Annotated in this window: 25 protein-coding genes; 7 read left to right on the top strand and 18 right to left on the bottom strand. The window is 52.1% G+C overall.

Going from position 1 to position 25,293, the window contains the following annotated elements; genetic code table 11:
* Positions 1-15: 15 nt before the first annotated feature.
* From BBD41_RS26640 to BBD41_RS26615, 6 genes are all read right to left on the bottom strand, one after another.
* Complete coding sequence (locus BBD41_RS26640; RefSeq protein WP_077566821.1) at positions 16-987, bottom strand: ABC transporter permease; 972 nt, start codon at positions 985-987, stop codon at positions 16-18.
* Positions 935-3,568: a heparinase II/III domain-containing protein gene (locus BBD41_RS26635; protein WP_157929340.1), complete on the bottom strand. Its 2,634-nt coding sequence runs from the start codon at positions 3,566-3,568 to the stop codon at positions 935-937. The genes BBD41_RS26640 and BBD41_RS26635 overlap by 53 nt, the downstream gene beginning before the upstream one ends.
* Positions 3,569-3,871: 303 nt before the next feature.
* Entirely contained in the window at positions 3,872-5,008 is a 1,137-nt protein-coding gene (locus BBD41_RS26630; protein WP_099479619.1) for an NAD(P)/FAD-dependent oxidoreductase, read from the bottom strand.
* Positions 5,009-5,104: 96 nt separating this feature from the next.
* A complete protein-coding gene (locus BBD41_RS26625; protein WP_007128391.1) occupies positions 5,105-5,854 on the bottom strand; it encodes a GTP pyrophosphokinase in 750 nt (249 codons plus the stop codon).
* A gap of 266 nt (positions 5,855-6,120) precedes the next feature.
* On the bottom strand, positions 6,121-7,029 hold the full coding sequence (locus BBD41_RS26620) for an EamA family transporter (protein ID WP_099479617.1): 909 nt from the start codon (positions 7,027-7,029) through the stop codon (positions 6,121-6,123).
* A 173-nt stretch (positions 7,030-7,202) separates the two neighbouring features.
* On the bottom strand, positions 7,203-8,948 hold the full coding sequence (locus BBD41_RS26615) for an RNA polymerase sigma factor (RefSeq protein ID WP_099479615.1): 1,746 nt from the start codon (positions 8,946-8,948) through the stop codon (positions 7,203-7,205).
* 411 nt (positions 8,949-9,359) lie between these two features.
* Here BBD41_RS26615 and BBD41_RS26610 point away from each other — a divergent pair, with 411 nt between their 5' ends.
* Both BBD41_RS26610 and BBD41_RS26605 read left to right on the top strand, forming a co-directional pair.
* Positions 9,360-9,938, top strand: a complete 579-nt coding sequence (locus tag BBD41_RS26610; RefSeq protein ID WP_077569013.1) for a thymidine kinase — start codon at positions 9,360-9,362, stop codon at positions 9,936-9,938.
* Positions 9,939-9,999: 61 nt separating this feature from the next.
* Entirely contained in the window at positions 10,000-10,212 is a 213-nt protein-coding gene (locus tag BBD41_RS26605) for a hypothetical protein (protein WP_099479613.1), read from the top strand.
* A gap of 68 nt (positions 10,213-10,280) precedes the next feature.
* On the opposite strand, the gene BBD41_RS26600 is transcribed toward BBD41_RS26605, so the two are convergent.
* Entirely contained in the window at positions 10,281-11,147 is an 867-nt protein-coding gene (locus tag BBD41_RS26600) for a YitT family protein (RefSeq protein WP_099479611.1), read from the bottom strand.
* Between the two features lie 355 nt (positions 11,148-11,502).
* On the opposite strand from BBD41_RS26600, the gene BBD41_RS26595 reads away from it, so the two are divergent.
* The gene (locus tag BBD41_RS26595; RefSeq protein WP_099479609.1) at positions 11,503-12,492 is read left to right on the top strand and encodes a CPBP family intramembrane glutamic endopeptidase; all 990 of its coding nucleotides are present in this window, start codon (positions 11,503-11,505) and stop codon (positions 12,490-12,492) included.
* Between the two features lie 332 nt (positions 12,493-12,824).
* Entirely contained in the window at positions 12,825-13,460 is a 636-nt protein-coding gene (locus BBD41_RS26590) for a TVP38/TMEM64 family protein (RefSeq protein WP_077566833.1), read from the top strand.
* Positions 13,461-13,677: 217 nt separating this feature from the next.
* On the opposite strand, the gene BBD41_RS26585 is transcribed toward BBD41_RS26590, so the two are convergent.
* The 8 genes from BBD41_RS26585 to BBD41_RS26550 form a co-directional block, all read right to left on the bottom strand.
* Complete coding sequence (locus BBD41_RS26585; RefSeq protein WP_077566834.1) at positions 13,678-14,184, bottom strand: ribonuclease FAU-1 family protein; 507 nt, start codon at positions 14,182-14,184, stop codon at positions 13,678-13,680.
* 22 nt (positions 14,185-14,206) lie between these two features.
* Entirely contained in the window at positions 14,207-15,166 is a 960-nt protein-coding gene (locus BBD41_RS26580; RefSeq protein ID WP_099479607.1) for a GNAT family N-acetyltransferase, read from the bottom strand.
* A 276-nt stretch (positions 15,167-15,442) separates the two neighbouring features.
* The gene (gene mnhG / locus BBD41_RS26575) at positions 15,443-15,844 is read right to left on the bottom strand and encodes a monovalent cation/H(+) antiporter subunit G (protein ID WP_099480815.1); all 402 of its coding nucleotides are present in this window, start codon (positions 15,842-15,844) and stop codon (positions 15,443-15,445) included.
* A 4-nt stretch (positions 15,845-15,848) separates the two neighbouring features.
* Complete coding sequence (locus BBD41_RS26570) at positions 15,849-16,121, bottom strand: Na(+)/H(+) antiporter subunit F1 (protein WP_007128406.1); 273 nt, start codon at positions 16,119-16,121, stop codon at positions 15,849-15,851.
* On the bottom strand, positions 16,118-16,597 hold the full coding sequence (locus BBD41_RS26565) for a Na+/H+ antiporter subunit E (RefSeq protein ID WP_099479605.1): 480 nt from the start codon (positions 16,595-16,597) through the stop codon (positions 16,118-16,120). Before BBD41_RS26565 ends, BBD41_RS26570 begins: the two co-directional genes overlap by 4 nt.
* Before the next feature lie 5 nt (positions 16,598-16,602).
* Complete coding sequence (locus tag BBD41_RS26560; RefSeq protein WP_099479603.1) at positions 16,603-18,084, bottom strand: Na+/H+ antiporter subunit D; 1,482 nt, start codon at positions 18,082-18,084, stop codon at positions 16,603-16,605.
* The gene (locus BBD41_RS26555; protein WP_007128409.1) at positions 18,077-18,415 is read right to left on the bottom strand and encodes a Na(+)/H(+) antiporter subunit C; all 339 of its coding nucleotides are present in this window, start codon (positions 18,413-18,415) and stop codon (positions 18,077-18,079) included. The genes BBD41_RS26560 and BBD41_RS26555 overlap by 8 nt, the downstream gene beginning before the upstream one ends.
* 2 nt (positions 18,416-18,417) lie before the next feature.
* On the bottom strand, positions 18,418-21,279 hold the full coding sequence (locus BBD41_RS26550; protein WP_099479601.1) for a Na+/H+ antiporter subunit A: 2,862 nt from the start codon (positions 21,277-21,279) through the stop codon (positions 18,418-18,420).
* A 244-nt stretch (positions 21,280-21,523) separates the two neighbouring features.
* Between BBD41_RS26550 and BBD41_RS26545 the strand changes: the two genes are divergently transcribed.
* The gene (locus BBD41_RS26545; protein ID WP_077566840.1) at positions 21,524-21,769 is read left to right on the top strand and encodes a hypothetical protein; all 246 of its coding nucleotides are present in this window, start codon (positions 21,524-21,526) and stop codon (positions 21,767-21,769) included.
* 31 nt (positions 21,770-21,800) lie between these two features.
* Here BBD41_RS26545 and BBD41_RS26540 read toward each other — a convergent pair whose 3' ends face one another.
* The 3 genes from BBD41_RS26540 to BBD41_RS26530 all read right to left on the bottom strand — a co-directional run bounded on the left by BBD41_RS26540 (position 21,801) and on the right by BBD41_RS26530 (position 23,065).
* Positions 21,801-22,427: a DedA family protein gene (locus tag BBD41_RS26540; RefSeq protein ID WP_099479599.1), complete on the bottom strand. Its 627-nt coding sequence runs from the start codon at positions 22,425-22,427 to the stop codon at positions 21,801-21,803.
* Between the two features lie 126 nt (positions 22,428-22,553).
* Entirely contained in the window at positions 22,554-22,829 is a 276-nt protein-coding gene (locus BBD41_RS26535) for a hypothetical protein (RefSeq protein ID WP_099479597.1), read from the bottom strand.
* Between the two features lie 29 nt (positions 22,830-22,858).
* Positions 22,859-23,065 carry a hypothetical protein gene (locus BBD41_RS26530; RefSeq protein ID WP_099479595.1) on the bottom strand — a complete coding sequence of 69 codons (207 nt, stop codon included), beginning with the start codon at positions 23,063-23,065 and terminating at the stop codon, positions 22,859-22,861.
* A 261-nt stretch (positions 23,066-23,326) separates the two neighbouring features.
* Between BBD41_RS26530 and BBD41_RS26525 the strand changes: the two genes are divergently transcribed.
* Positions 23,327-23,737: a VOC family protein gene (locus BBD41_RS26525; protein ID WP_077566844.1), complete on the top strand. Its 411-nt coding sequence runs from the start codon at positions 23,327-23,329 to the stop codon at positions 23,735-23,737.
* A 288-nt stretch (positions 23,738-24,025) separates the two neighbouring features.
* Positions 24,026-25,066: a glycine-rich domain-containing protein gene (locus BBD41_RS26520; RefSeq protein WP_099479593.1), complete on the top strand. Its 1,041-nt coding sequence runs from the start codon at positions 24,026-24,028 to the stop codon at positions 25,064-25,066.
* Positions 25,067-25,293: the final 227 nt, after the last annotated feature.

The raw sequence follows: 25,293 nt of genomic DNA, 5'->3' as shown, positions 1-25,293 counted from the left end.
GACCTGCACAACGGATCAATATACGCCCTGCTCGCCAAAGCGCTTGGATAATTTGTTCGCGCCCATGACCAGGATCAGCCCGACCAGCCCTTTGAACACGCCGACGGCGGTTGAGAAGCTGTAATCGGATTGTTGAATACCCTTAAAGTACACATAGGTATCCAGCGTATTTCCGATATGCATGTTGAATGCGTTCAGCTGGAGGAAGACCTGCTCGAACCCTACCTCAAGGACGTCCCCGAGCCGGATGATCAGCATGATGATGATCGTGCTTCGGATCGCCGGCAGCGTAATATGCCAAATTTGGCGGAACCGGCTTGCTCCGTCCATCACCGCAGCTTCATACAGCGCCGGATTGACGCCGCTCAGTGCGGCAAGGAAGATGATCGTTCCCCATCCCGCTTCCTTCCAAATCACCTCTAAGATCAGAAACGGACGGAAATATTGCGGCTCGGTCAAAAAGCCGATCGTCTGCTGAGCGCCGAATGCTTCCCGCAGCAGGTCGTTAACCAGGCCCTCATTTCGGAAAAAGATCGTCACGATCCCAACCACGACGACCCACGATAGGAAATGCGGCATGTATACCACCGACTGCATCACGCGTTTCAACAGGGGGTTGGCCACTTCGTTCAGCATGATCGCCAGTATGATCGGCGCAGGAAAAGCGAAAATAATTTGCAGAAATGAAATAATAAGCGTATTCCAGATCACCTGAACGACTTCCGAGCTTTCAAAAATGCGGCTGAAGTTATCAAAGCCGATCCAAGGACTGTCGACGATGCCCATGAAGGGGCTGTAATCTTTAAATGCAATGGTGATGCCCAGCATCGGAACATACCGATAGACGATAAAATACAATAGTCCCGGAAGCAAAAGCAGGTAGAGATAGCGGTCCTTCCACATGCGTGCGCGAATCCGCTTGCCTCGGCTTGCCTTAGTCGCGGTCGGTTTTTTTCCGGGCTCCGTGCTGTGTACGAGCGTTTCCATTGGTTTCCCCCCTTTCCTCGGCTGGAATGATCCATCCCTGTTTCAAATCCAGATTATGCTTCCCGGGAGGAACGATCAGGTCCAGCCGAACACCGGACGAATCCAGGCACAATTCGCAGGCCGAGGCGCGAGTAGTTCCGTTGTAAACCGCCCCTCTCAAACTTCCGGTCTCCAAATATAAGCTTAGAGGCTTGTCGGAACGGTAACGGATTCCCTGACCTGCAAAGCGTGTCGCACTGGAAAGATCAAGTCTGCCGGGCTTGCCGGTATCTAGAGGATCCTGCCCCATCATGCTTGAACTCCATCGTACGGCAGCCCCACTGAATGAATAGCCTTCGTAATCCATCGTTTCTGTAGTATCGCAAAACATCATGAAATCCCTTCGCTCCCCTTCTTCTAGTACGGTAAAGCCGATTCCGCTGATACCGCTTGTCGCCACATGGTCTACGGTGATGTTTCTTGGATCGTCGCACTGCGGGATCAATAGCGTAACAAATCGAATGCTGCTCCCGGACGCTGCCTTTACGCTGATAAAAGGTCCGTAGCTTTCCGCGCCCGGATATTCCTGTACGGTAATCCCAAGGCTACCCGGGGCGAGGAAAAACAGCCGAACCGACGCCTCTTCCCCGCGAATTATCAAGCTGGGCTTCTTCACCGACTCTCCCGGACCGAGCAGGGCATGATCATGCCCGTAAATGGATGAGGTGGTGTGGAATAGCAGCTCCGCCTCATCCCCTTCCCGGTTCAGCTCAGCATCGTCGACTATGACATAATAAGACGCGTCGATATGATACAGCGTCCGGCGATACGATCTTAGGCTTTCCCCATAACTTGCCGAAGCGTCCCCGCTTACGACTTCGAAGGAAGGGAACAGCGAGCTGTCGCAAATGTGCCCGCCGCCGAGCGACTGCTGCCCCTGTCCATTGACAAGCAGCGAATTATGCCCGATCGTGCCTATTGTATAATCCGCTCTCGGGCCCGGCACATAGTCCTGATAGCCAGGGCCCGTCAGAAGCCATTCGCCGCCGACATTCAGCATGATCTGGTTCTGATCCCTATGATTGTGATCCTTGGCCGACGGGCTTGAGGTGAAGCACAGGAGGTGATCGCCTCTCCCCCAACCCGATCGCAGCGCAGCCCAGCCGACCGGCTGGAACACGGCGGAGACGGCTCCTTGGTAATAAGCTTCCGGATTGATTGAAAGCGTTTCCTCTTTAAGATATAAAAGTGCAGCCGGATGCTCCGCCTCATACCTTCGCATATACCAGCCCGCTGCGGGATGGGCATGATGAGAGGCCGTCATAGCCATGACATATGCGATATCCAGCTTGTAGAACGAATCCGAGAAGTTTGGAAACGTATTCACAACCGGGGATAAAAAATGCAGCAAACGCTCCGGCAGCTCTTCCGCCAAATAAGGATGATTGACCAGATCGGCATTTCCCGTCATTCTTCGGTACAGATCAGCCGCCATCCATACGTGCCTTGCAGCTACTTGATCATATAAAAAGCCTTCCGTTTCCCCGGAATTCAGCTTGAAATCCAAGTAACCCGTCAAATAATCAAGTGAAGCCTGCAAATATTTGGCTGCATACGGAACTTCATCCGCGATCGCTGCCGCTCCGAACATCATGGCAACATGCTTGGCGGCCACGATATTATGCCGATCCCGATTTCCGATATCAATGGCTAACGGCTGCAAACCTTTACTTAGGATGGCGTCCCTAATACGAAGCCTTTCCCCTTCCGTAATGATATCGCGGATGGCGTCATAAGCAGCAGATACGCCGATCAGGAAGTGGGCATTGCTGAGATTGCCCTCGGCGCCCCGATGATCGAACTCATACCATTTTCCGTAAGAAGCCAATGCGAGTAAATATCCTCTTGCCTTCTCGGCATAATCGACCTTGCCGGTCACGATATAAACGGTAGATAACACGATAAGCCGTTCTTCGATTGCCCTTGCGTACATCGTCCAGTAAGGAAAGTCGGTGTAGCCCTGCGGATCTGGGGTTGGCTCCGGTTCCTCCAACGGCAGCGATACATGCCACTCTTGGGAGATCGAAGGATAGTGGACCGTAAAACCCGTCTCGTTCAAATAACCTGCTGCCCGCTCTACATAACTGTGCCACAGCCTAGCGTATTGGATGACTAACACCTCAGCGGTTTCAGGGGCATCCTCTGCTGTATCCTCCTTACCTCTAATCCGCCGACGGAATGCTTCAGCCTCTTCCTTAAGGAATAAAATCCGCGGGCTCTGAGCTGTTATTCTATGTATGGGCTCGGAAGGCGGTATAACCGTTATACGCCAGCATACGGAAGGGAATCGGTTATCGCCGAAGTCCACCTTTACCTCTGCTTCGCCCGGCTCCAACGCGGTCAGGGTCAACCCCTTCGCCTGAAGCACCTGTGACGGCGTGCAGGTAACGATTCCCGCCGTCGTGCAGCCTTGCAAGACACTGCCGGAAGGACCGATGAACCTGAACGCCAGCGTATGGGTCTCGCCGGTCTCGAGGAGCGGAACTCTAATCATCTCTACCCGGTACAAATCAATGACGCCCCTCTCTTGATTCTTCACCATGTTCATCGCTTTATTGATCGGCTTCGTTGATCAGGCTTCATGCTGTCTTGATCAAGCTTGATATGGTTTTCACTTAATATACATGTATTTTACTTGTATACATTAAAGGCTGTCAATTTAAATTTTTCTTTTTCGTTAAACCTATCGATCGGATTAATCCTCAGCCAAGTTGAAGGTGCCGGTGTATGAACACATGAAAAAGGAACTGTCCGCAGTAGAAATCCAATCCATTTCTACTTCGGGACAGCCCCTATGAGAGCTGACAGACACACCAGTATTTATGGAATCATCATCGTTCCATCTCTATCCATCTTCGGTCTCATCCATTGCCTTACGCACATCATAATCCTGAATATCGATATCGAGCGGCAGCCCCAGCGCCAGCTTTGCCAATTGGCTCCCGATAAAAGGTCCCATCGTCAATCCGGATGCTCCAAGCCCGTTGGCGGTTAATAGGTCCTCCCAGCCGGGAACAGCTCCGATCACCGGAAGAAAGCCCGGCGTGAATGGGCGAAAACCGACTCTTACCTCTTGGAAGGTGCTGTCGGCCAAGCCAGGCGCCAGCTCCAGCCCTTTATTCAGAATTTCCTGCATTCCGGCGGCGGTCACCCTGGTATCGTATCCCTCTGCATCATTCTCGTGAGTCGCTCCGATGACGATCTTCTGCTGATCGAAAGCGAGCAGATATTGGTCAGAAGGCGGCATGACTACCGGCCAATGGCTTGGATTTTGCTGATTAAGAAGCTGCAGATGCATGATTTGCGCTTTTTGATAATGTACCTTAAAACGAATGCCTAAAGGCTTCATCAGCTGATCCGCCCATGCGCCTGCGCACACCACGACTTTGTCGGATAGAAAGTATTGCCCCTCGACAACAGCTCCGGTGATGCGGCCCGATTGATATTGCAGCTGCGCATCGCCGTTTATCAAAACAGCGCCGTTTCGCTGTGCCGACCGGAGGAGCGCATCCCGGAGCGCGCGGCCATCTACCCGCGCGGCGCCGCTGATATGTACGGATGAATATCCTTCCGCGAGCAGAGGAAATGATTCAAGCGTTTTCCTTTCATCCAGGCGGGTGATTTCGCCAATCTCCGGTGCATCCGCTTTACGAAGCTGCGCGCGCTCCGCCATCGCGGTAATTTTCTCCTGGTTATGATGGATGCTAATGGCACCGACCTGGGCATAGCCCGTCTCGGTCTCCCCCTCCGCGGTAAGCTCTTCGATCAAGCAGGGATAGAAGCGCGCGCCGGCCTTAGCCAGACGGTACCAAGCCTGATTGCGTCTCTGCGACAGCCAGGGACAGATAATGCCCGCAGCTGCGTCGGTAGCTTGTCCTGCATCTTTGCGGTCTATGACAAGCACCTCTGCTCCTTGTTTGGCTAACGCGTAGGCTGTCGATGCCCCTAGGATTCCCGATCCAATGACGATGACTTTCTTCATGGTTACATCCTTTCAGAATCAGACTATTAAAAAGCCGCGAAATCGCGGCTTATCTTGGCATGTATACGATTATTCGCGGTAAAAGATCCTCTAACTTCAGGCTTCTTCACCCTCCGAGAAGATTTCCAGCAGCCCTGCTGGCAGCTGATATTTGTGGTTGTTGATCTGAATGCTCTTCAGCTCCTCCAGCAAGGAATCTTCATCATGCATATCCTTGATCGCTTGGACCTCGCGGTTCAGCCGCTCCATTTGGTGGTCGAGCGCATTAGCCGTATCCGCCGCGGCTTTCAGCTCCTCAAGCAGCCGCTGGGGAACCGATTTATTATATTTATAGAAGATTTTATGCTCCAGGCTTGCCCAGAAATCCATCGCGATGGTCCGGATTTGTACTTCTACGCATACCTTCTCCACCCGGTCGGAGAAAAACACCGGCACCTCTACGAGCAGATGCAAGCTTTGATAGCCGTTCGGCTTCGGATGCTTGATGTAATCCTTGACGTTCAGCACGGTCAGATCGCTTTGCTTCTGCAGCATCTCGCTGATTTTATAAATATCGGATATGAATGAGCAGGTTATCCGCAATCCTGCGATATCCTTGATGTTCTCCTCAATCGATGCCAGGGAGATCTCTCCTCCCTTGCGAAGCAGCTTCTTCATCATGCTCTCCGGGGACTTCAGGCGGGATTTCGTATGCTCGATCGGGCTATAGTCATGCAGAGCTTGAAACTCTTCCTTCAGGATCTCGATCTTGGTTTCGATTTCGTCCAGTGCGAATTTATATTTTAGCATAAACCTGGTGATTTCCGTACGGATCAGCTTCAATTGTTCCATTTGCATTACATTCATGAATAACTTCCTTTCGACCGAATGGACATAAACCTTAGGCGCTTACGTTTGCCGCCTCTTCCATTCTCGAGTGGTTAATATTTAGAAACAGGGATTCGTCCTCGCCCTCTATAAATTTTAGTTGATCTTCGGGTACCACTGCAACTTCATCACATTGACGTGAAAAAGAGCCGATCGCTTGACAGCCGGATTCTTGCATGCCCATATGCCCTCCGGCCGATATGTACTAGCAGTAAGTCGGAGCATCTGCCCCGGCAATAAAACGCTTAATCCTTAGCCAATTGAATGCCCGGGCTTCGCTGAGCCGCCCATTGCGGATAGGCGATGCCGAGCAGGATGAGAGATACGCCTATCCACTGAACGGCCGTGACCTGTTCATTCAACACCATCACCGATGCGATGACGGCCACCGGAAGCTCCCCTGCACCAAGAATCGTAGCCAGGCCCGTGCTGATCTTCGGCGCACCAAGCGCAAACAGAAGCACCGGAAGCACGACCCCGAACGTTCCCAGGATCAAGCCGTAGAACCATAAGCCGTTACCGCTAACCATTTGGACATTCCCCGTAAATACGTTCGGGGCAAACAGAACCGTCAGCAGGACAAGACCGCCGGTCGATGTATAAAAGCTGCGGGTGATCGCCGGCATGCCGGTCTCAACCCGCCCGCTGAAGAAGACGAACAATGCCATCATAACGGCAGCCGCGAGAGCAAGCAGCGTTCCTTTCAGGTTAAGCTGAAGCTCGCCTGTACCGAGGATGCCGCCGGCCATCAGCGTCCCGAGAAACAGAATGGCGATCGAAATGGCCGTCGCTTTGTCCGGGAGCCGGCGGTATACGATCGACTCGATGATCACCCCGATCCAGGTAAATTGAAACAGCAGCACAACGGCGATGGAGGCCGGAATGCTTTGCAGCGAAAGATAATATGTAACACCGGTCAGACAGGTGCACAAGCCGACGCCAGCAAGACGAACCGCCTGTTTCCAGGTCACTTTCCGTCTCGCGAACAGCAGCATGAGAATCAGCAAAATAAGCCACCCTGTTCCGAATTGGCTCAGCATCACTTGTTCAAACTTGAATCCGTCACGGTATGCCAGCTTCACAACCGTAGATAAAATCCCGAAGCAGCAAGCCCCTAAAAATACATACAACGAGTTCTTCAGCAATTGATACAACGTTTCGTTCCTCCTCCACACGTCAAAAAAACCCCATTTCTCATTGTTTTGGATCCAGAAAACAATAAAAAATGGGGTTCGTCTTATAAAATTCTATCTAATTATGCTTCCATTCTAAAATAGATTTCGCGGAATGTAAACAACCCGTTTTGTCCACTAGGACGCCATCGTTCTTAGTCTCCGATCAACGCGAGGATCTCCTTCATGCACTCCAGCGCTTTGGACTCCAGCGGCTTAATTCCTTCAACCAAGCCTCTTGCCTCTCTAGCGGTGAGAGGATCGTTCGGCTGGCCCCCTTGCGGAAACGGGAACATCCGGTGCAGTTCATCGAGCTTCTCATACATCCCTTCGTACAATGCCGACGCTTCATCGAAATGCCGGATCAGCTCCGCTGACTTCTCCTCAAGGTGCCAAGCCTGCTTGAGCTCTTTAAAGAACTCTGCCCCAAAATAGCGCCCGTCCCTCAGTACAGCAACATTATAGGCATGACCATTCGGCTCAATCACGCCGCCTTCCAACGCTTCCAGCCAAGTATCATAGGCCGCCAATCCCTTGACGCAATTAGCCGGAATCGCGCTCTCCCGGCCTTCATAATGCTCAATCGCCGATTCCAGCGCCAGCCGGAGCTGCTGTTTCAGGGTCAAATCCACTTTGCCGTCAACGGCAAGCACAAAAATCTCCTCAAGCACGCTGCGGCCCAGATGATCGAATTGCAGCGTCTCCACCTTGCCGCATTCCTCGGCATACAGCAGCCTCGTCTCATCATCATAGCCATATATGGTGCCGAATTCCGGGAAGAACAGATCCCATGCCAGTACCGGAATCCCCTGATCCAGCGAGCGGTGAATCAGATCCAGCGCTCGCGGAAGCTCACGGTGAATGCTGCGTTTGCCCATCGCATCCTTCCCCGTCAATGAAGGATCAAGGAGATTGCTGTTTTCGCCGATATTCGGGGACATCCCGTCGATTACTTTAGCGTGAAATCCGATATTGTGCAGCCCCCGGGGAAGCACTTCACTGAAGTTATAGCCGGTCGGTCCCGCAATATGGACGGTCTTCGGCACGATATTGATCCGGAAGGCATGACCGGTCAGTCCCATGACCATCGGCAGCGAGAGCTTGCGGTCCGTAAATTGCAGCATTTTGTAAATCACATCCGCCGCTGTCGTCCATGTGCCTGTGTCGTGAAAGGCCTTACCGTAGTCCAAAATCCGTTTGCTCATAATTCCCATATCCCTTCTTGTTTTCATATAGGAGTCAACGGTAACGCGGATTTTTTCCTGGATCACCTTTTTGCGGGATCTGGAAATAATCTGGTATACATTGGCTGAAGAGAGCTGAAACAGCTTGGCGATTTCCTGCGGCGACAGCTGGTCGAAGAAATGGGACTCGAAGATCATCCGCTCTCGCGGCTTCAGGCAATGAATGATGTCGGTTAACGTATGCAGCGTTTCCTTCTGAATCAGCTTCTCCTCAGGCGCATTGGCAGAAGCAGCCGCTTCGTTCGCGGTCCGGTTCAGCCTGAACAGAATGCGGTCCAGATCGTTCCATTCGCCATCCTCCTGGCCGTTCAAGCGACCTCCCCCTTCCAGCTCCGTGAACGTTTGCTCCTGAAGCGTGGGTCTCGCCTTGAGCCTGGTGTATGCCTGGTTCCTCACGATCCGCTGCATCCAGGGTAGGAACCGCCCAGCATCGACCAGCTTGCTGAGATGCAGGAAGGCGCGCATCAGCGCATCCTGAACGATGTCCTCTGCCAGATAGGACTCCTGGGTAATGGCTCTGGCATAGCCGTATACCTTTGCTCGGTGTCTGCGTACCAGCTCGCCGAAAGCCTCCCGTTCCCCTGCCTGTGCACGAATGACCAACTCGCTGTCTTCCATTTCATCCCAATCTGTCCGTTTGTCTGCTGTCACTTCCAATGTCTATACCCTCTTTCATTTCGTTGACTGCTTATATGACTCCGGGATCGGGTCATTTCTGACAATTTCGCAAAAAAACTTTTTGAAAGGATCCGAATCCACGTTATTTCTCTCATCTTATCATCGTTTTCTGCTTAGCGGAGGAAGGAACTTACGGTTCCCCCCATAACAAACATGCCTCCATTAGCGGAGTGCATGTTCCCTAAATGGAGGCGACATGTTTTGGTCATTCTACTCATTGCCATGGAAATGGACCGGATTAATTTCAAATCAAGCTTCGCTTACCAAGAACCTTCATTGTCACGCGAGGATGTCCCAAGGTCATGGACAACGCGGCGCTATAATGCGACAATAGACACTGCGCGTCATACTTTAGAAATGAACGACATCATGCGTGAAAGGAACGAAAGCATGGCTCAATTATTTTTCAAGTACGGATCAATGAACAGCGGCAAATCCATCGAGATTTTGAAGGTCGCCCATAATTACGAGGAGCAGAACAAGCCTGTCCTCCTCTTTACTTCAGCCATAGACGACCGGGACGCAATCGGATACGTATCGTCACGGATCGGCCTGCGCCGGGAAGCAATTCCTATTTTCGAGGACACCGATATATTCAGCATCGTGAAAAATCACGATCCCAAGCCTTATTGCGTTCTGGTGGATGAATGCCAGTTCCTGAGCAAGGGCAGCATTCTGCAGCTTGTCCAAATCGTGGATGAGCTGAATGTGCCGGTTATGGGCTTTGGGCTTAAGAACGATTTCCGGAACGAGCTGTTTGAAGGCAGCCGCTGGATGCTGATTTACGCGGATAAAATCGAGGAAATGAAGACGATCTGCTGGTTCTGCGAGCGCAAGGCAACCATGAATCTTAGAGTAATAGACGGTAAACCGGTCTATACCGGCGAACAGATTTTGATCGGAGGGAATGACACGTATTTTCCCGTCTGCCGGAAATGCCATGCGAATCCGCCTCTTCCGCAGCCTTGATGGAACAAATTCACGTACCAGCCGTTGCCAGTGATTTCTAACCGAAAGGAGTAGAATGGTTATGCCGATTGTCAGGCCGTTGTTGACCGACGCTGATTTCAAGGAAGTTTTGGAGAAGTCGATCCCCATCCGCATCTTCAAAGATAACCACCTTATCGAATCAGGCGGCATCGTGATCCGGTTCACCGAGGACACGATCATCACGCAGTCCGGTGTGAGCTCGCTCGGTTACCACGGGAGAGACAACTGCGAATTTTTCGAAGTGAAGGGTTAAGTGCGGCTTCCGCCAAAAACAGGGTGTTTCAAGGACCGATGGCTTGGGTCCGTGAAACACCCTGTTTTTTAGTGAATATTGCTCTTGGCCATGCTTCCGCCGAGCACGTCGGCCACATTCTGGATCGATATAAAAGCATTTTTGTCGATCTCCTGCACAACGGTCTTCAGCTTGGCGATTTCCAAACGGGTGATCACGCAATAAATCATCTGCGTATCCTCTTGGGAATATCCGCCCTTCGCATAAATCATCGTCGTGCTGCGGCCCAGCCGCTGCATGATGGCACTGGAGATTTCCTCATACTCGTTCGAAATAATGGTGACAGACTTGGATTCATCCAGTCCTTCTACGACGATATCCATTACCTTGGCAGCGATGTAATACGAGAAGATCGAGTACATGGCCGAGTCCGCTCCAAACACAAAGCCTGCCGTGATAAAGATGAACACATTAATGATCATGATGATCTGGCCGACCGGGACGCGAAGCTTCTTCGATAGAAGAATCGCCACGATTTCGGTTCCGTCCAGGGCTCCGCCGTAACGGATCACGAGCCCGACCCCTAAACCCAGAATCAAGCCGCCGAAGAGCACGGCCAAAATTTTCTCGTTGGTGAACGGTTCGAAATGATGGAGAAATGTCGTCGCTACCGACAGCATCACGATTCCGTACAAGGTGGAAAAAGCGAATGTCTTTCCGATCTGCTTATACCCGATAAACAGGAACGGCAGGTTAATGATAAAGAGATACAGACCTAGCTTAATTGGCGTAATCTCGGATAATACGATGGAAATACCCGTTATGCCTCCGTCGATGATTTCATTCGGCACCAGGAATATCTCAAGCGCCACCGCCATCAGGATAGCGCCGATCGTAATAAAGATGAACCTTTTGACAATCTCGCCCATCGTCAGCTTCTTATGATTTTTGACCATATCCAACTCCTTTTGTCTTTTTTTTCACACGTAAAAAGCCTGTCGAGATAACATTTTATTAAATATTTCAATATCATGTCAATGTTGATGCTGCTAGAATCCAAGCGGATCAAGCTTTTTTTCGAAGTTCAGGGAGCTGGAAATATTCGTGGTCAGCGATAATCCATCAAGACAAACGCTGCCTTTTTTATCCTGGCAATGATGCTCCCTCCCTTTGTTTAACGGCTTCCCGGCAGCGCCTCCGGAAAAATAGGTTCTCTTAAAAGGAACACATTACTAGAGTCATCACTATACATATAAAGATCGGTCTGGAATCTTTCAAACCGAGAGTTCATAGATGAAAGGAGAATCCGCCATGACATTAGCTGCGGACGACAACGATCAGCAAGTGGGCAATCCCCGGCTCTTGCGTCGCGATGACGGACGGCTCCATTTGTTCTGGCGCATCCTGTTGGGCTGGCTCGCGTTCGTGGCCGGACTAGGGCTGGCCGTCGTGGCGGCTACCGCGGGCGGCTCCTATGGCTTGTCGACGCTCGGACAGCAGATCCTGCTCGCCGTGGTTACGACATCCGTATCGGTACCGCTGACCTACTTGCTCAGGCGTTATGCCGATCGTCGGCCATGGCGCGGGATCGGGCTCTCTTCTCCGCCGTCCGGGCTCCCATATTTCTTACTGGGGATCGGCTTTATCGTGTTGATCATGGCCGTCTCCCTCCTGCTCGGCAGCGCGCTCGGATGGCTGCGGATCGTCGATGTGCATCTCCCTGTGCCTACACTCCTCGTAATTCTGATCAATTCGATGATCGCCTTTTTCTATGAAGCCTTCCCTGAGGAGATAACCTTCAGGGGATATCTGTACCGCAATCTGAACACCCGGTTTCCCCGCTGGCTTGCGCTGCTCCTCCAAATTGTATTGTTCGTTATGGCCCCGATTGCGATAACGGCTTGGATGGTTACGATCGGTATCGGCACCTGGGATCTCATCACCACAGAATATATCATCAGCTTGATTGTCTTCAGTGCGGCGCTTCAGCTGTCCCGCCTTGTGACAAACCATCTATGGATGAGCATCGGCTTTCATCTCGCTTGGCTGGAAATGGTCCGATATGTGATCGTCCCTTCCAGCTCCGCCATCGTGGAGGTAGAATACTTGTCTCCACTCGGCAGTTATCTCATATCCATCGGCTCGGTTATCATCGGGGTAATCTTCCTGCTGATCTGGTCGATTCGTAAAGACATCGATTGGAATGCCATAGTTCCGGATTCGGATCCGATCCCGGAACCTGATCAAACATCCGCTCTGCCTGTGGAAGCCTCGAACGGAGGCAATGAACAGACGAGCTGAACCTAAGGCAAAGCTCCCACCCGCAAGGCGGATGGGAGCTTCACGTTTTATTACCTAATAGATATCGGTTACGCACGAAAGATGAACATGTCAAATTTTAATATATCCGAACCAGTATGATATAATATGGAACAACCGCCAGTGCACACTGGTTACATAAGGAAACTGCCTTTATTACAATGCTGACAATTACATACTTCAGGGGTGCCGCATGGCCGGATGCTTCGTGACACATTGCCGTTTGTGCGCTTATCAACGTATATCCGTCAGCTCCCTACGAACCGTATGTTAGTTTGTCGTAGTTTGGATGCAGGGAGAGGATTGTACTCAACATGGATTGGCTTCAACACATATGGACCTATTTAAAAGATTTGGACATGGAGCAGGTGCAGCGTTGGCTCAAGGAATATTCCGAGCTGGGACCGCTCCCGGGGATCCTGCTGCCCTTCTTCGAGGCGTTCCTTCCGTTTCTTCCCTTGATCGTACTGGTTATGGGGAACGCAGCGGCGTATGGACTATGGTGGGGTTTCTTGTTATCGTGGATCGGGGTTTGCCTCGGATCCATCACGGTGTTCTGGATTGCACGCAAGCTTGGCGGTAAGCTGGGGCTGCTGATTCAGAAGCGGATGCCGGGAACACAGCGCTTCTTTCACTGGATTGAGGAAAGGGGCTTCACCCCGATCTTCATTCTATACTGTTTCCCGTTCACTCCGTCCTCGCTGATTAACATTGCTTCCGGAATCAGCACCGTATCGGCAAGCACCTTCACGATTGCCGTCATGGCCGGTAAGTCTGTAATGATCTTCATGGTCGCCTTTATCGGACACGATTGGCAGGGGTTCGTGCAGCAGCCTTGGCGGATTCTGGTCGCAGCCATTGTGCTGTGGCTGCTGTGGCTTGCAGGCAAGAAGATGGAGAACCGGTATCACCACTCGGACGAGCAGAATCAACCTGATCCCAAATCATAATCGGGAGATCTAATTCATAAGATCGATGCTCTCATGACGTAATCAAGGCAGAACCTCCCGCCAGGAATGGTTAAGAGCCCGCCATGCCCCTCGGGGAATGACGGGCTCTTAACCCTATTTTTAAACCCATATATAAGTACGCCCGGCGAGATGCGGATCACTTCCGGTTCTCACCACTCCTGCAGTGTGGCTGTCATCCACCCGCAATTCTTCCAGCTTAGCCCCATATTTCGTGCCACAGCCGCTCGGTCTCCGCAGCAGCTTCCCGAAGGATGCAATCTTTATGGTCCAACAGCATATGCAGCGCTTCCTGCACGAGCCCGCCCTCAAATTGATGCAGCGGTTCAGGCAGCTCGTCTTGATCCAAAATAAAATATTCCCCTTCAGGAAGCACCAGCACATCGATAATCAAATCCTCGAAGGATACCGCCTCCTCGGACACATGCGTATTTCTGACAATATTGAAATACGCACCCAGCTCCTGCCCGTTTGCATCCCTCCAATAATACAAGTTATAGGGCCGATCTATCCAATAGTAGGCAAAGGTTAGAACTCCCTTGGATATCGTAAGCTCCTTCGCACCGGCCTCCATCGAGAACGATTGTTCGTTTTGATGCATAAGGATGACCGTGCTGCCCTCCGCTTTCAGAAGCTTGCAGCGGTGATCAACCACGGTAGCATCATAGCGTATTTTCCGTTCAAGAATGCTCTTCCCTTTAGGCATAGACCATATCGGCAAGAAACCATCAGCTCCTCTCGGACGTCGCTGCAATCCGGTCCTGTTCCTGTGTCGGGGATATTCCTTCAACCTTAAGGACAAATGCCGCAAGCTGATGCTCCGTATCGAAGCCCATGCTTTCATATAACCGGATGGCGCCGATATTGTCCCGGCTCACGCAGAGCGAAATTTCCTCCGTGCCTACGTTCCCGAACAAATATCGGAGCGCTCTCGCCAGCAGCTTCTTCCCGTATCCTCTTCGCTGGAAATCACTCGAAACGGCGATGTACTCAATACTGCCTTCCCTAAACTCAGGTTCAGCTTCCACATAAACGTATCCTGCAAGCTCCCCGTGTTCCACCGCCGTGAACAGCCTTCGGTCCCCGTTCAGCCGGTTCAAAATCTCCTTCCCTCCATAGTAGGTACCGGGAAAGGACATCGCATGCAGCTTAAGGAATTCAGCCTCTAATTCCGGCGTAATATCCTCCACACCGGTTGAATCGACTAGGGGGGAATCCGAAGTCCAATTTACACCTGCTTTGCCTCTTGATTTCAGAATGGTATGAAGCCCTGAACGTTCAGCACCTATTTCAGCCATGAAGTTAGTACAGTTAACATTCTCCATATTATAAAAACCGTACAGAGTATCCACCACTGCATCCAGCCTGGACAATCCCTCTCTCCATAACCGATTCGCCAACGGAGCCCATTCGGCCTGCCCGGCATCGATGAAGGGTCCCCATACTTCTGCCGAACGGTCCTCTTCATCCACTTGGAAGCCGAGCGCTCCTATGATCCGGCCTTCACTCGCATAGACCGTGAATCTCTGTCCGCGGCCGCCCCCCTCAGCAAAGTCCTCCATCAATGCGCCGTAGATCTCCTCTTCCTGTTCCCCGCAATAGCCGACATGGTGCTGTTTGAGTCGATTCATCCGGGCCAGAAATTCTGATAACTGCTTCCAATCGGTCTTGTCCTGAATGGAATTCATCAAATCCTCCCCCTCCTTCGCGAGCGAATGAAACCATGCTCCCAATCGCTCCTGCAGGCTGCGTCCCAGTCCGCTTGAAACTCGTTGGATTATTCCGCACACCTCTGGTTTATTCTACCATATCACTAGGCTCCTATAGATAGTCAAACATGAATATATGGAACAAGCCGCCAACTTTGGCGGCTTGCATAACATGCCCGTTTATATCGTGATATCGTGCATAACATTCAGTTTTAGGCGTTCCGTCTCCCTGCGTCATGAAAAAGCTCACAGAGGTTACACATCCTTGACCCTCTCGCCGGATTCGGATTTTCCGGCTTGCAGCTGCTCCCGTTCACGCCGCAGCACGGGCTTCAAATCGTCATGGACGCTCCCTTCCCACAGGGACACGCCGGAACGATAAGCTGCCCGTCCGTTCAGATGGCCAGCCACCGGGCCGGTAATGAACACGAACACGATCCCCAGAAGAAGCTTAATGCTGATATGGTCCAGATAGAGAGCAAAATACAGAAAGGCGCCGGCCAAGATCATCAGAACGCCGAGCGTAGCGCTCTTCGTAGCGGCATGGGAACGCATATACACGTCCGGCAGCCGTACCAGGCCAAAGGCGCTTAAAGCGCCTAGCAGTGCACCGATAAGCACCATAATAGCAATCAGGAATTCACCGATCCTGCTCATCACTTCAGCGGTCAATGACATCACCCCTCTCAATGTATCTGGCCAGCGCGGTCGTTCCGATAAATGTTAATATCCCGATCAGCAGGATAATATCGACATATACCGAGGTCCTGAACAGCATACAGAGCACTGCGATGATCGAGAGCAGCAGAATGCCGATCGTGTCCAGCGACATGATCCGGTCGTTCATGGAAGGTCCCTTGATCAGCCGGTACAGACAGGCGAGAATCGCCAGCGACAAAATGATGAGCGAAGCAATCAGTATGCCGTTGATCATGTGCGGGTCACCTCCTTAATGGCTCGCTCGAATGTTCCCCGGATCTGTTCCGACAGCTCATCGGTATCCTCGATGTCCATCGCGTGTATAAATAAGGTCTGCCCATCCGGGGACACCTCCAGGGTAAGGGTTCCCGGCGTTAAGCATATGAGGCATGAGAGCAAGGTGATTTCCCAATCCGACTTCAGCTCGGTCGTATATGCAAAGATGCCGGGCCGTACATTCAACTTCGGCTGCAAAATCTGCCCGATCACGGTGATACTCGACTTGAACAGCTCTTTGAAGAACAAGAGCAGCAGCAGCAATATCGACCACAGCCTCCGCATATAAAAACCACTCGGCCAGAATCTCCGCAGCAAGAAGATCATCAGCATGCCTATAATATAGCCGACAATGAACTGCTGCGGGGTCGGCTCATCTTTCAAAAACATCCAAAGAACCGCAATGACGATATTCAAAAGGATTTGTTGTCCCATAACCACTACTCCTTTAATACGGCGTTAATGTACAGGGACGGATCCGTCAGCACCGCTCCTGCCTGGGAAGTATACGAATATACCCACTCGGAGCCGATACCCATCAGCATGACAATCAGCGTTAAGCCGATTGCCGCACCGTATGCCGTGCGAGGAATGTTGATCGTCTGCTGATCCCCGCGGGCCGTGGAATCGCCCCAGAACGCGCCCATGAACACCTTGATGAGCGAATACAGCACGAGCAGGCTGGACAGAAGCCCAATGCCGCTGAGCCAGTAGTGTCCTTCCTGCAAGCCGCCTTGGAGAATCAACACTTTCCCCAAAAATCCGCTGAGCGGCGGAATGCCAACGAGCGCAAGCAGGGCGATGAAGAACATCCAGCCGATCCAAGGATATCGCTTCATCAACCCGCCCATCTCGCCCAGCTTGGCCGTGCCGGCACTCGTAATGATCATGCCTCCAAGAATGAACAGCAGCGCCTTGGCTGCCATGTCATGCAGCAGGTAGAACACCGCGCCGTTCAGCGATGCCTCGCTGGCCGTGGCGATCCCAAATGCGATAAGACCGACGCTGATCACAATGTTATAGTTCAAGACGCGGCCGATGTCTTTGTACGCAACCGCCCCGAGTCCTCCCAGAATCATCGTCGCAGCCGCCATCCATCCGATGATCGCATGGATGCCGCCGGTTTCGTGGTAGAAGATCAGGGTGAAGGTCCGGATAATGGCGTATAGGCCGACCTTCGTCAGAAGAGCACCGAACAGCGCTGTCACTGCGGCCGGAGGGGCGTTATACGAGCCCGGCAGCCAGAAGAACAGGAACAATCCGGCCTTTAATGCGAACACGATCAGGAACAGGATGCCGATCACCGACAGAATGCCCTCCTGCTGCACCTCGGCTACGCGCAGGGAGAGATGGGCCATGTTCAACGTGCCGACCGTGCCGTACAAATACGCAACGGCAGCAACGAATAGCGTGGATGAGATAATGTTGATCAGCATGTATTTGAGCGTTTCCCGCAGCTGACGCTTGGTGCCCCCAAGAACGATCAGCGCGTAGGAGGAGATCAGCATCACCTCGAAGCAGACGAACAAGTTGAACAGATCCCCGGTCAGAAACGAACCGATGACACCGGCAAGCAAAAACTGAAAAAACGTATAAAAATAATGCTTTTCCCGCTCCTCCCCGATGCTGCGAAAGGCGTAGAACAGACAGGCAGCCGCTACAAGAAGCGTCATCAGCACCAGCAAAGCTGCAAGCATATCCGCCACAAACACGATGCCGTGCGGCGGAAGCCATCCGCCCATATGAAGCGTCTGGATGCCTTGAGTGTCCACCTGATATACGATGAACAGAGCAACAAGCACATTCATTGCAATGCTGATTGCACTCATCCAGCGCTGAAGGCGAATGTTCTTCGCACAGAAGATAAGAAGAACGGCGGTGACCAGCGGGATCAGCAGCGGAAGGACAATTATATTATTCATCGTCCTTCCCCCTTAGCTCTTCCATATTGTCCGTGCCCAGGCGCTGATATGCCTTGTAGGCTAAAACGAAGAAGAAGGAAGTGACCCCGAAGCTGATCACGATGGATGTCAGAATGAGCGCCTGCGGCACGGGATCCACATAGGAGGAAGCCTCTTCGCCCAGCAAGGGAGCTGCGCCGGTCTTCAAACGCGACATCGTCAGCAGAAGCAGGTGGACTCCATGGGTCAGCAGGTTCGTTCCTAATATGATGCGCAGGAGGCTTTTGGACAAGATCTGGTACACACCGACCGCAAAAAGAATGCCAATGGCCAGCGACATGTATAATTCCACGGTTATTGATCCCTCCCGATCGAATTGATGATGGTCATGGTGACGCCTACAACAGCCAGATAAACCCCGAGATCAAACAGAACAGCCGTCGCAAGCTCGGTATCTCCTAGCAGTGGCAGTTCACGGTGCCCAAACGTATGGCTAAGGAACGGCACGCCAATCACCAGCGAACCGATGCCTGTCAGTAGTGCGATGAGAAGTCCCACAGCCGTTACCTTCCGGAATTGAACCGGGATGACATTCCGCGTCACGTCCATGCCGAATGCCATGGACAGCAGGACAAGCGCCGCCGCCGTCATTAATCCGCCGATAAATCCGCCGCCCGGCTCGTTGTGCCCGGCACTGAACAGATACCAGGAGAAGGCGACTACGATGAAAATAACGACCTTCGACACCGTGCGCAGGATGACGTCGTTTCTGCTAGGCAGGTAAACCTCCTGGTAGGGATCACGCTGTCCAAGCAATTGCTCACCCATATCTACCCGGATCAACGCATAGATGCCTAACGAAGCGATGCCAAGCACCATGATTTCAAGCAGCGTATCGAATCCGCGGAAATCCACGAGTATGACGTTAACGATGTTCTTGCCGCCCGCGGATGGATAGCTCTCCTTAATGAAGAAATCGGCGATGGAATCGAATGAGCGGCCGCTGCTCGCAGCCAGCGCAATCAGTGTGACGACGATCCCGACGCCGGCCGAGATCAATAGATTCCTCCATTTCAATCCCATCGGGACCTTCTCCCGCTTCAGCTTCGGCAAATGATAGAAACAGAGCAAGAACAGCATGACCGATACCGTCTCGACAATCATCTGCGTAAGCGCCAGGTCCGGTGCCCGAAACAGCACGAAGAACAACGTGACCATATAACCTGCCGCCCCGGTCAGGATGATGGCCATCAGACGCGTGCGAACGAAAGGCAGCACCAGCACAGGAATAACCAGCGCGATGATGGCCACGGCTTCATAGAAAGAGATCGGAGCGTACGAGCCGCTGCCGCCGTAATGGATATCTCCGATCAGCAGCAATCCTCCGCCCAGAACGAGGATGAAGAAAGCGAAAATATAGATAACATAATGACGAACCGATCCGGTCATATACGTGGACGTTATCGATTTTCCGCCCCCCTCCAGCGCACGAAGCCCCCGGTCGTACAGACGGTTCAAGGTAAATTTCTTGGTCAAGGCTTGGTTCAGTACCCCGACGGAACCATGCAGCTTATAGAGCACGACACCGATGACGATGATCGCGATGGTCATAAAAATTTCCGCCGTCCAGCCATGCCACATTTCGATCTTAACGTGGAAGGTGTCCCCGGGCTCCAGCAGTGCGGGATGGATCGCCGTCATTGCAGGCTCGATCAACGAGTAGGACAGCAGATTCGGGAACAGGCCGAAGATTATCGCCAGCGAAGCCAGCACAACCGGCGGAATCAGCATGCCGATCGGGGCCTCGTGCGGCTTTTTCTCAAGCTTCTCAGGCTGGTACCTCCCGGTGAAGGTTTTGAACACCAGGATCATGCTGTACAGGAATGTGAACACGCTTGCTGTCCAAGCGACCACCGGAATTAGAATTCCCCAGGTTTCGGCCGCCCAGAAGCTCATCTGCGACGCCTGAAGGACGGCGGTAAAGAACATCTCCTTACTGAGAAAACCGTTAAACGGCGGCAATCCCGCCATGGAAAAAGCCCCGATTAATGCCACAGTGAACGTGATCGGCATCAGATTCAGCAAACCGCCCAGCTTGCGCAGGTCTCGCGTTCCCGTCTCATGGTCGACGATGCCGACCACCATGAACAGCGCGCCTTTAAATATGGCATGGTTCATCAAGTGAAAGATCGCGGCCGTCGTCGCTTTGGCATAGATGACGGAATCCGGACCTGCGCCGAAGTAGGCGGCGGCCGAGCCCAGTCCGAGCAAGCTCATGATCAGACCCAGCTGGCTGACGGTCGAGAAGGCAAGCAGCGCCTTCAGATCCGTCTGCTTGATCGCTCTCAGCGACGCATACATCAAGGTGGTCAAGCCGGTGATCGTGATGATCCAGAACCACCATGAATGGCCGGCGAACACCGGGCTGAAGCGGGCTACCAAATAGATGCCCGCCTTAACCATCGTTGCCGAATGAAGATAGGCGCTGACCGGAGTCGGCGCCTCCATCGCATCCGGAAGCCAGATATGGAACGGGAACTGGGCCGATTTCGTGAATGCCCCCAGCAAAATCAGAAGCATGGCCGGAAGGAACAGCGGTTCTCCCGTTATGGTTCCAATGGAAGCGACGATCTCCCGAATGCTGAAAGTTCCGGTCATCACGTAGAGCACGATGAAGCCTGCCAGCATGGCCAGCCCGCCGAACACCGTGATGAGCATGGATTTCAGCGCTCCGTATCTTGAACGGTCCCGATGATGCCAGAAGGCGATCAGAAGAAACGACGAGATGCTCGTCAATTCCCAGAACCCGTACAAAACAAGGAGATTGTCAGACAATACGACGCCGAGCATAGCCCCCATGAACAGGAGCAGATAAACATAGAAGCGCTGGACGGCCTCTTTGGTTCGATCCATATAAAAGATAGAATACAAGACCACAAGGGAACCGATCCCCGATATTAAAAGTGCAAATATCAAGCTGAGACCATCCAGGTACAACGTAATGTCGATGCCGAGCGATGGGATCCACGCTGCCCGTACATGCTGCGGTTCACCTCCCTGAATGGTCGGTATTCGTCCCAGAAAATACGTAAATAAAATGATTGGTACCGGCAAAACAGCCCAGCCGGCATGGATTCGACTCAAGGGCTTACGCAGCAGCATAATCCCAAGGGCGACGATAAAAGGTGCCAGAACGGCGATGTGCAGCAATGACAAAATCTACTCCTCCTATAGTCTGATTTTTTCCTGCATTTAGTATTTCCCCAAATATCCGGATCAAAGTCCGGAAAAACACAAAAAGAGCCCGCTGTTGGCAGGCTCCTCCGGGAAAATCATATCGTATTGTCTCGCGTCACACTGATGAAAAGTATATATGCAGTTCGCTATTTTGTCAAAGATTTCTTCGGGAATGAAAAACATGGAATGGGGACAACACTGTAGTGAAAGGAGTGAATGTCACATGGCAAAAAAAGCTGCTCTATGCGCCCTGATCTTTATCGTCCTGCTAACCGCCGCATACTTAGCGGATTCCGCCTCGCGCAACCGCTACCGGCCGGGAAGCTCCCAAATGATGCAAAAGCCGGGCGAATCCTTGGAAATCTATCATTCCAACGAGATCCGAAATACATCATCCGGCTTCTCGCCGCGTGAATATATTAAAATCCTCCGCGGCTTGCCCGAACCCCCTTCCGACGACACGCCATGATGGGCGATTCGAACCAACGTATCGGCATGGTCTAACCGTGGATCTGAACCTCTTTGTCGACCTTTAAGCGTTTGTTTCTTCGTCTTGACAAGATCAGGATGAGAACCACAGCGAGCACAGCTACCACCCCGGCCAGGTAATATCCGTAACGGTTAATGAGTGCACCGATGTGATCAACCACTTGATCGCCGACGTACATGCCCAAGGAGAAATAGCCGACGGTCCACAGCAATGATGCCGAATAGGAAAAAAGCGCAAATTTCCGGTAAGGCATCCCTTTCATGCCAACCGCATAGGGAGTCACGTTACGGAGAATCGGCAGAAACGCGCTGATGCAGATCGCATAATTGCCGTACTGGCGGGTCAGCCGTTCGGAGACGTCCAGGAACTGCCGGATGCTCTTCCTGTCCCCAAACCGCTCCAGCAGCCGGCTAGCCGTAAAGCGGCTGAGCATAAAGCCTACGGTAGCCCCGGAGCATACCCCCAGATAAATCATCACGAATGAAGGGAATGGCGCTAGTATTTCGGATGCGGCCAGCGCACCGCCCGTCATCGCAACGACCTCGTTCGGCACAGGCAGACCGATAACTCCAAGGCATAAGACGAGAAATAATGCGTAATGCCCGATTTGTTCGATAAAATTAAGCAGCGTGTCCACGCGCCGGCCCCCTAATCCGTCCAAAAGTATATAACCAGCTTACTGAATGCTCGGCATTCGGAAAACGTGCTCAAGACGAGGTTCCTAACTAGACCTGAGACTAGGAATCTTTGGGAATTTCTGCGCTTAAAGCTGTTTGAAGGCCTCGATGAAGGTCCGGGGATCTTCCTTCACCGTATAGGAATATACGCCCTGCCGGGTATGCAGATATAAGAAGCCTCCCTCTCCTCCCATCGTGCGATACGAGAGGTCAAACACTTGATTCAGCGGAAAAACCCGGTACTTGGTTACGATTCTGTCTTCGTACAGGTACATCTTCCGCCACTGTTCTTCGGTTCTTTGTTCGATGCCGTCCACGACGCGATGGATTTTGTAGTAAGGCTGTACCGCGATCCAATTCATGCTCTCCCTCCTTTAGGAGTTGGCTTCTCTCACTTGGAAGAAGGTTTTCGGTTGGTTTTGCCCCTCCCCCGTCTTTTGATCCATTCCATAAGCTCAAGACACCCGATAAATAACACAAATACTGCAAATAACGCGCCCGCCCGCATGGGCTCAATGAGTCCCGCTGAAGAAGCGGCAATCCCGGCGATCCCTACGATAACGATCCCGAGCACGGATAACTTCCATCCTGTCAACATATGTATGCTCCTAAAAATTCCGTAATTAGTGCTTCTTACGAATCTCAATGATGCCCTCCATCGTCCGGGCCAGATTCCATGCACTTTAAAATTGTTTTCCATTTCAGTTATAGGGCCTGTAGGCATCCGTGTCAAATCCGCGCGGGAACCAGCATGGATCCGGGGGAATGAATAGCAATCGAGAAGAAATGCGATGCAGTCAAGTATGATAGATTAACATTGACTGATACGATATCAAGTTGAAAGGATTGAGGAGAACCCATGGGTACGCTGAAGCCATATCTCATTTCCACTAATGCCAGGGAACAGGCGGATTTCTATTTGAACTCGCTTGGCGGAAAGATCGTGTCCCTTACAACGCATGAAGAGGCAATGGGCACGCAGTCCGAACTGAAAGACAAGGTAATGCATATGTGTCTGAATCTTGCCGGCGATAATTACATTTTCATGGCGGATGCCATCGAGCCGTCCTCCCCCGGTACCGACATCTATTTGTCCATAGATTACAATAATATAGCCGAAGCCAGTGAGGCCTTCCGGAAGCTTGCTGAGGGAGGAAAAGTGAATTATCCGTTCGAGCTGCAGCCGTTCGGCATCTATTTGGGCGAGGTACGGGACAAGTATGGCGTGCAATGGATGATTACCTCAGAGACCAAGACGGATGCGACATAGACTCTCGTATAAAGCGTAAGGCAGGTTTTATCTTACTGCTTTGACGGAACGTTTTTGAGGAGCGTTAAGCCGTATTTCCATCCGAAAGGGGGCGCTGGTATGGGAGATAGTCGTTGTTTCCTGAGAGAGCGCCTCTTTTTTACGCTGTTGTATCACGTCGGCTCTTTCGCTTTAGCAGCCCTGCCGGCAAACTTTGAATTGCCAATGTCGTGCTTCATTTGCCATAATTAAGGAAGGAGAGAACCTTTCTGCCTCCAAACCAACATACATAAACAGGAGGAATATGCGATGAATACGACAGGCTGGATCATTCTCATTTTGTTTATCATTGCGGATATTTTCATCATTTCTTACTTTGTGAAACGATCGTCGCGCAAAGAGCGGGCAATGAGCCCAACACGCCGGAGAAACCCTTTCCGAAATGCACCCGAACCGCCTCTGGTGGCCGAGCCCGGGAGTCCCGCTTACGGACTTGCCAAGCGTCTGGAAGCTTCCCTCCCCTCCGCCTTGCCGGATGCCGTCAGGCAGCGGGTGATGACCGAATACCCCGAAATATCGGAGCGGGAGTATGAATGGCGGTGGGTCGAGCTTAAGCGATTCTTTATCCTGTGTGCCGTCATGGACCGCGTACCGATGTTCAGCAAAGCGGTCGACGAAGTGTGGCATGAGATGCTGATGTATACATACGAGTATCAACAATTTTCGGACCGCTTCCTCGGACGGATGCTGCATCATGCGCCCAATACCGGCAGCGAGCAGGTATCCATGAAGAACGAGCGGGCATGGTTCGATGTTATATACGTGCAATTATTCGGGTGGAACGAGTACAGCGCCGCCTTGTGGGGACCGTTCTTCCGTGTTCCTCTGCCGCGCGAAGAGCTGGAGGAGTTCCGTCACGCCCATTCTTTCATCGAAAATGAGCGTTTCAATTCGTGGACATATGAGCGACTGCCCGAAGCAGCCGAGGCCATCGACCAGGTCATCGGCGGACTCAAGGAGAGGCTGTTGGAAGCCGAGAACGGCTCCCCGCCGGCAAGTCGTAAGGTGGATTACGGAAACAATGAGGTGCTCCTTGCCTCGGCAGTCTTCTTTGCCTGGCATTATTCCGACGATTTCATGCATCGGATGGAACCTGAAGTGAAGTACACGGAGAAGACCGCCGGAGCAACCGGGAGCAGCTGCACCTACGCCTCCGCCTGCGGCTCCGGAGGACGGGATGACCCAGGTGACGGAGGCGGCAGCGGCAGCGATGCATCCTGCAGCAGCGGATCTTCCTGCAGCAGCGGCTCCTCTTGCAGCAGCTGCGGTGGAGGCGGCTGCAGCAGCTAAGGCAGCCTTCGTAAATATGTACCAAAGCGGTCAACGCATTTGAATCGGCAAACCGTGTTTTTCACTCAACAGGTTAAAAAGCTATACGGGGATGGAGACAGATTCAATCTTTTAAAAGCCGGATTTTCCTACTTCCAAGGAATCCGGCTTTTGTTTATTTCTGATCGTAGTGGTGATGAATGTTTTATTGATCTGTATAAAGGACCGAACCTTTTTTTCCAAGCGAG

This window comes from Paenibacillus ihbetae, assembly GCF_002741055.1.
Classification (GTDB): Bacteria; Bacillota; Bacilli; order Paenibacillales; family Paenibacillaceae; genus Paenibacillus_AQ; species Paenibacillus_AQ ihbetae.
This window is presented reverse-complemented; position numbering and strand designations above follow the sequence as displayed.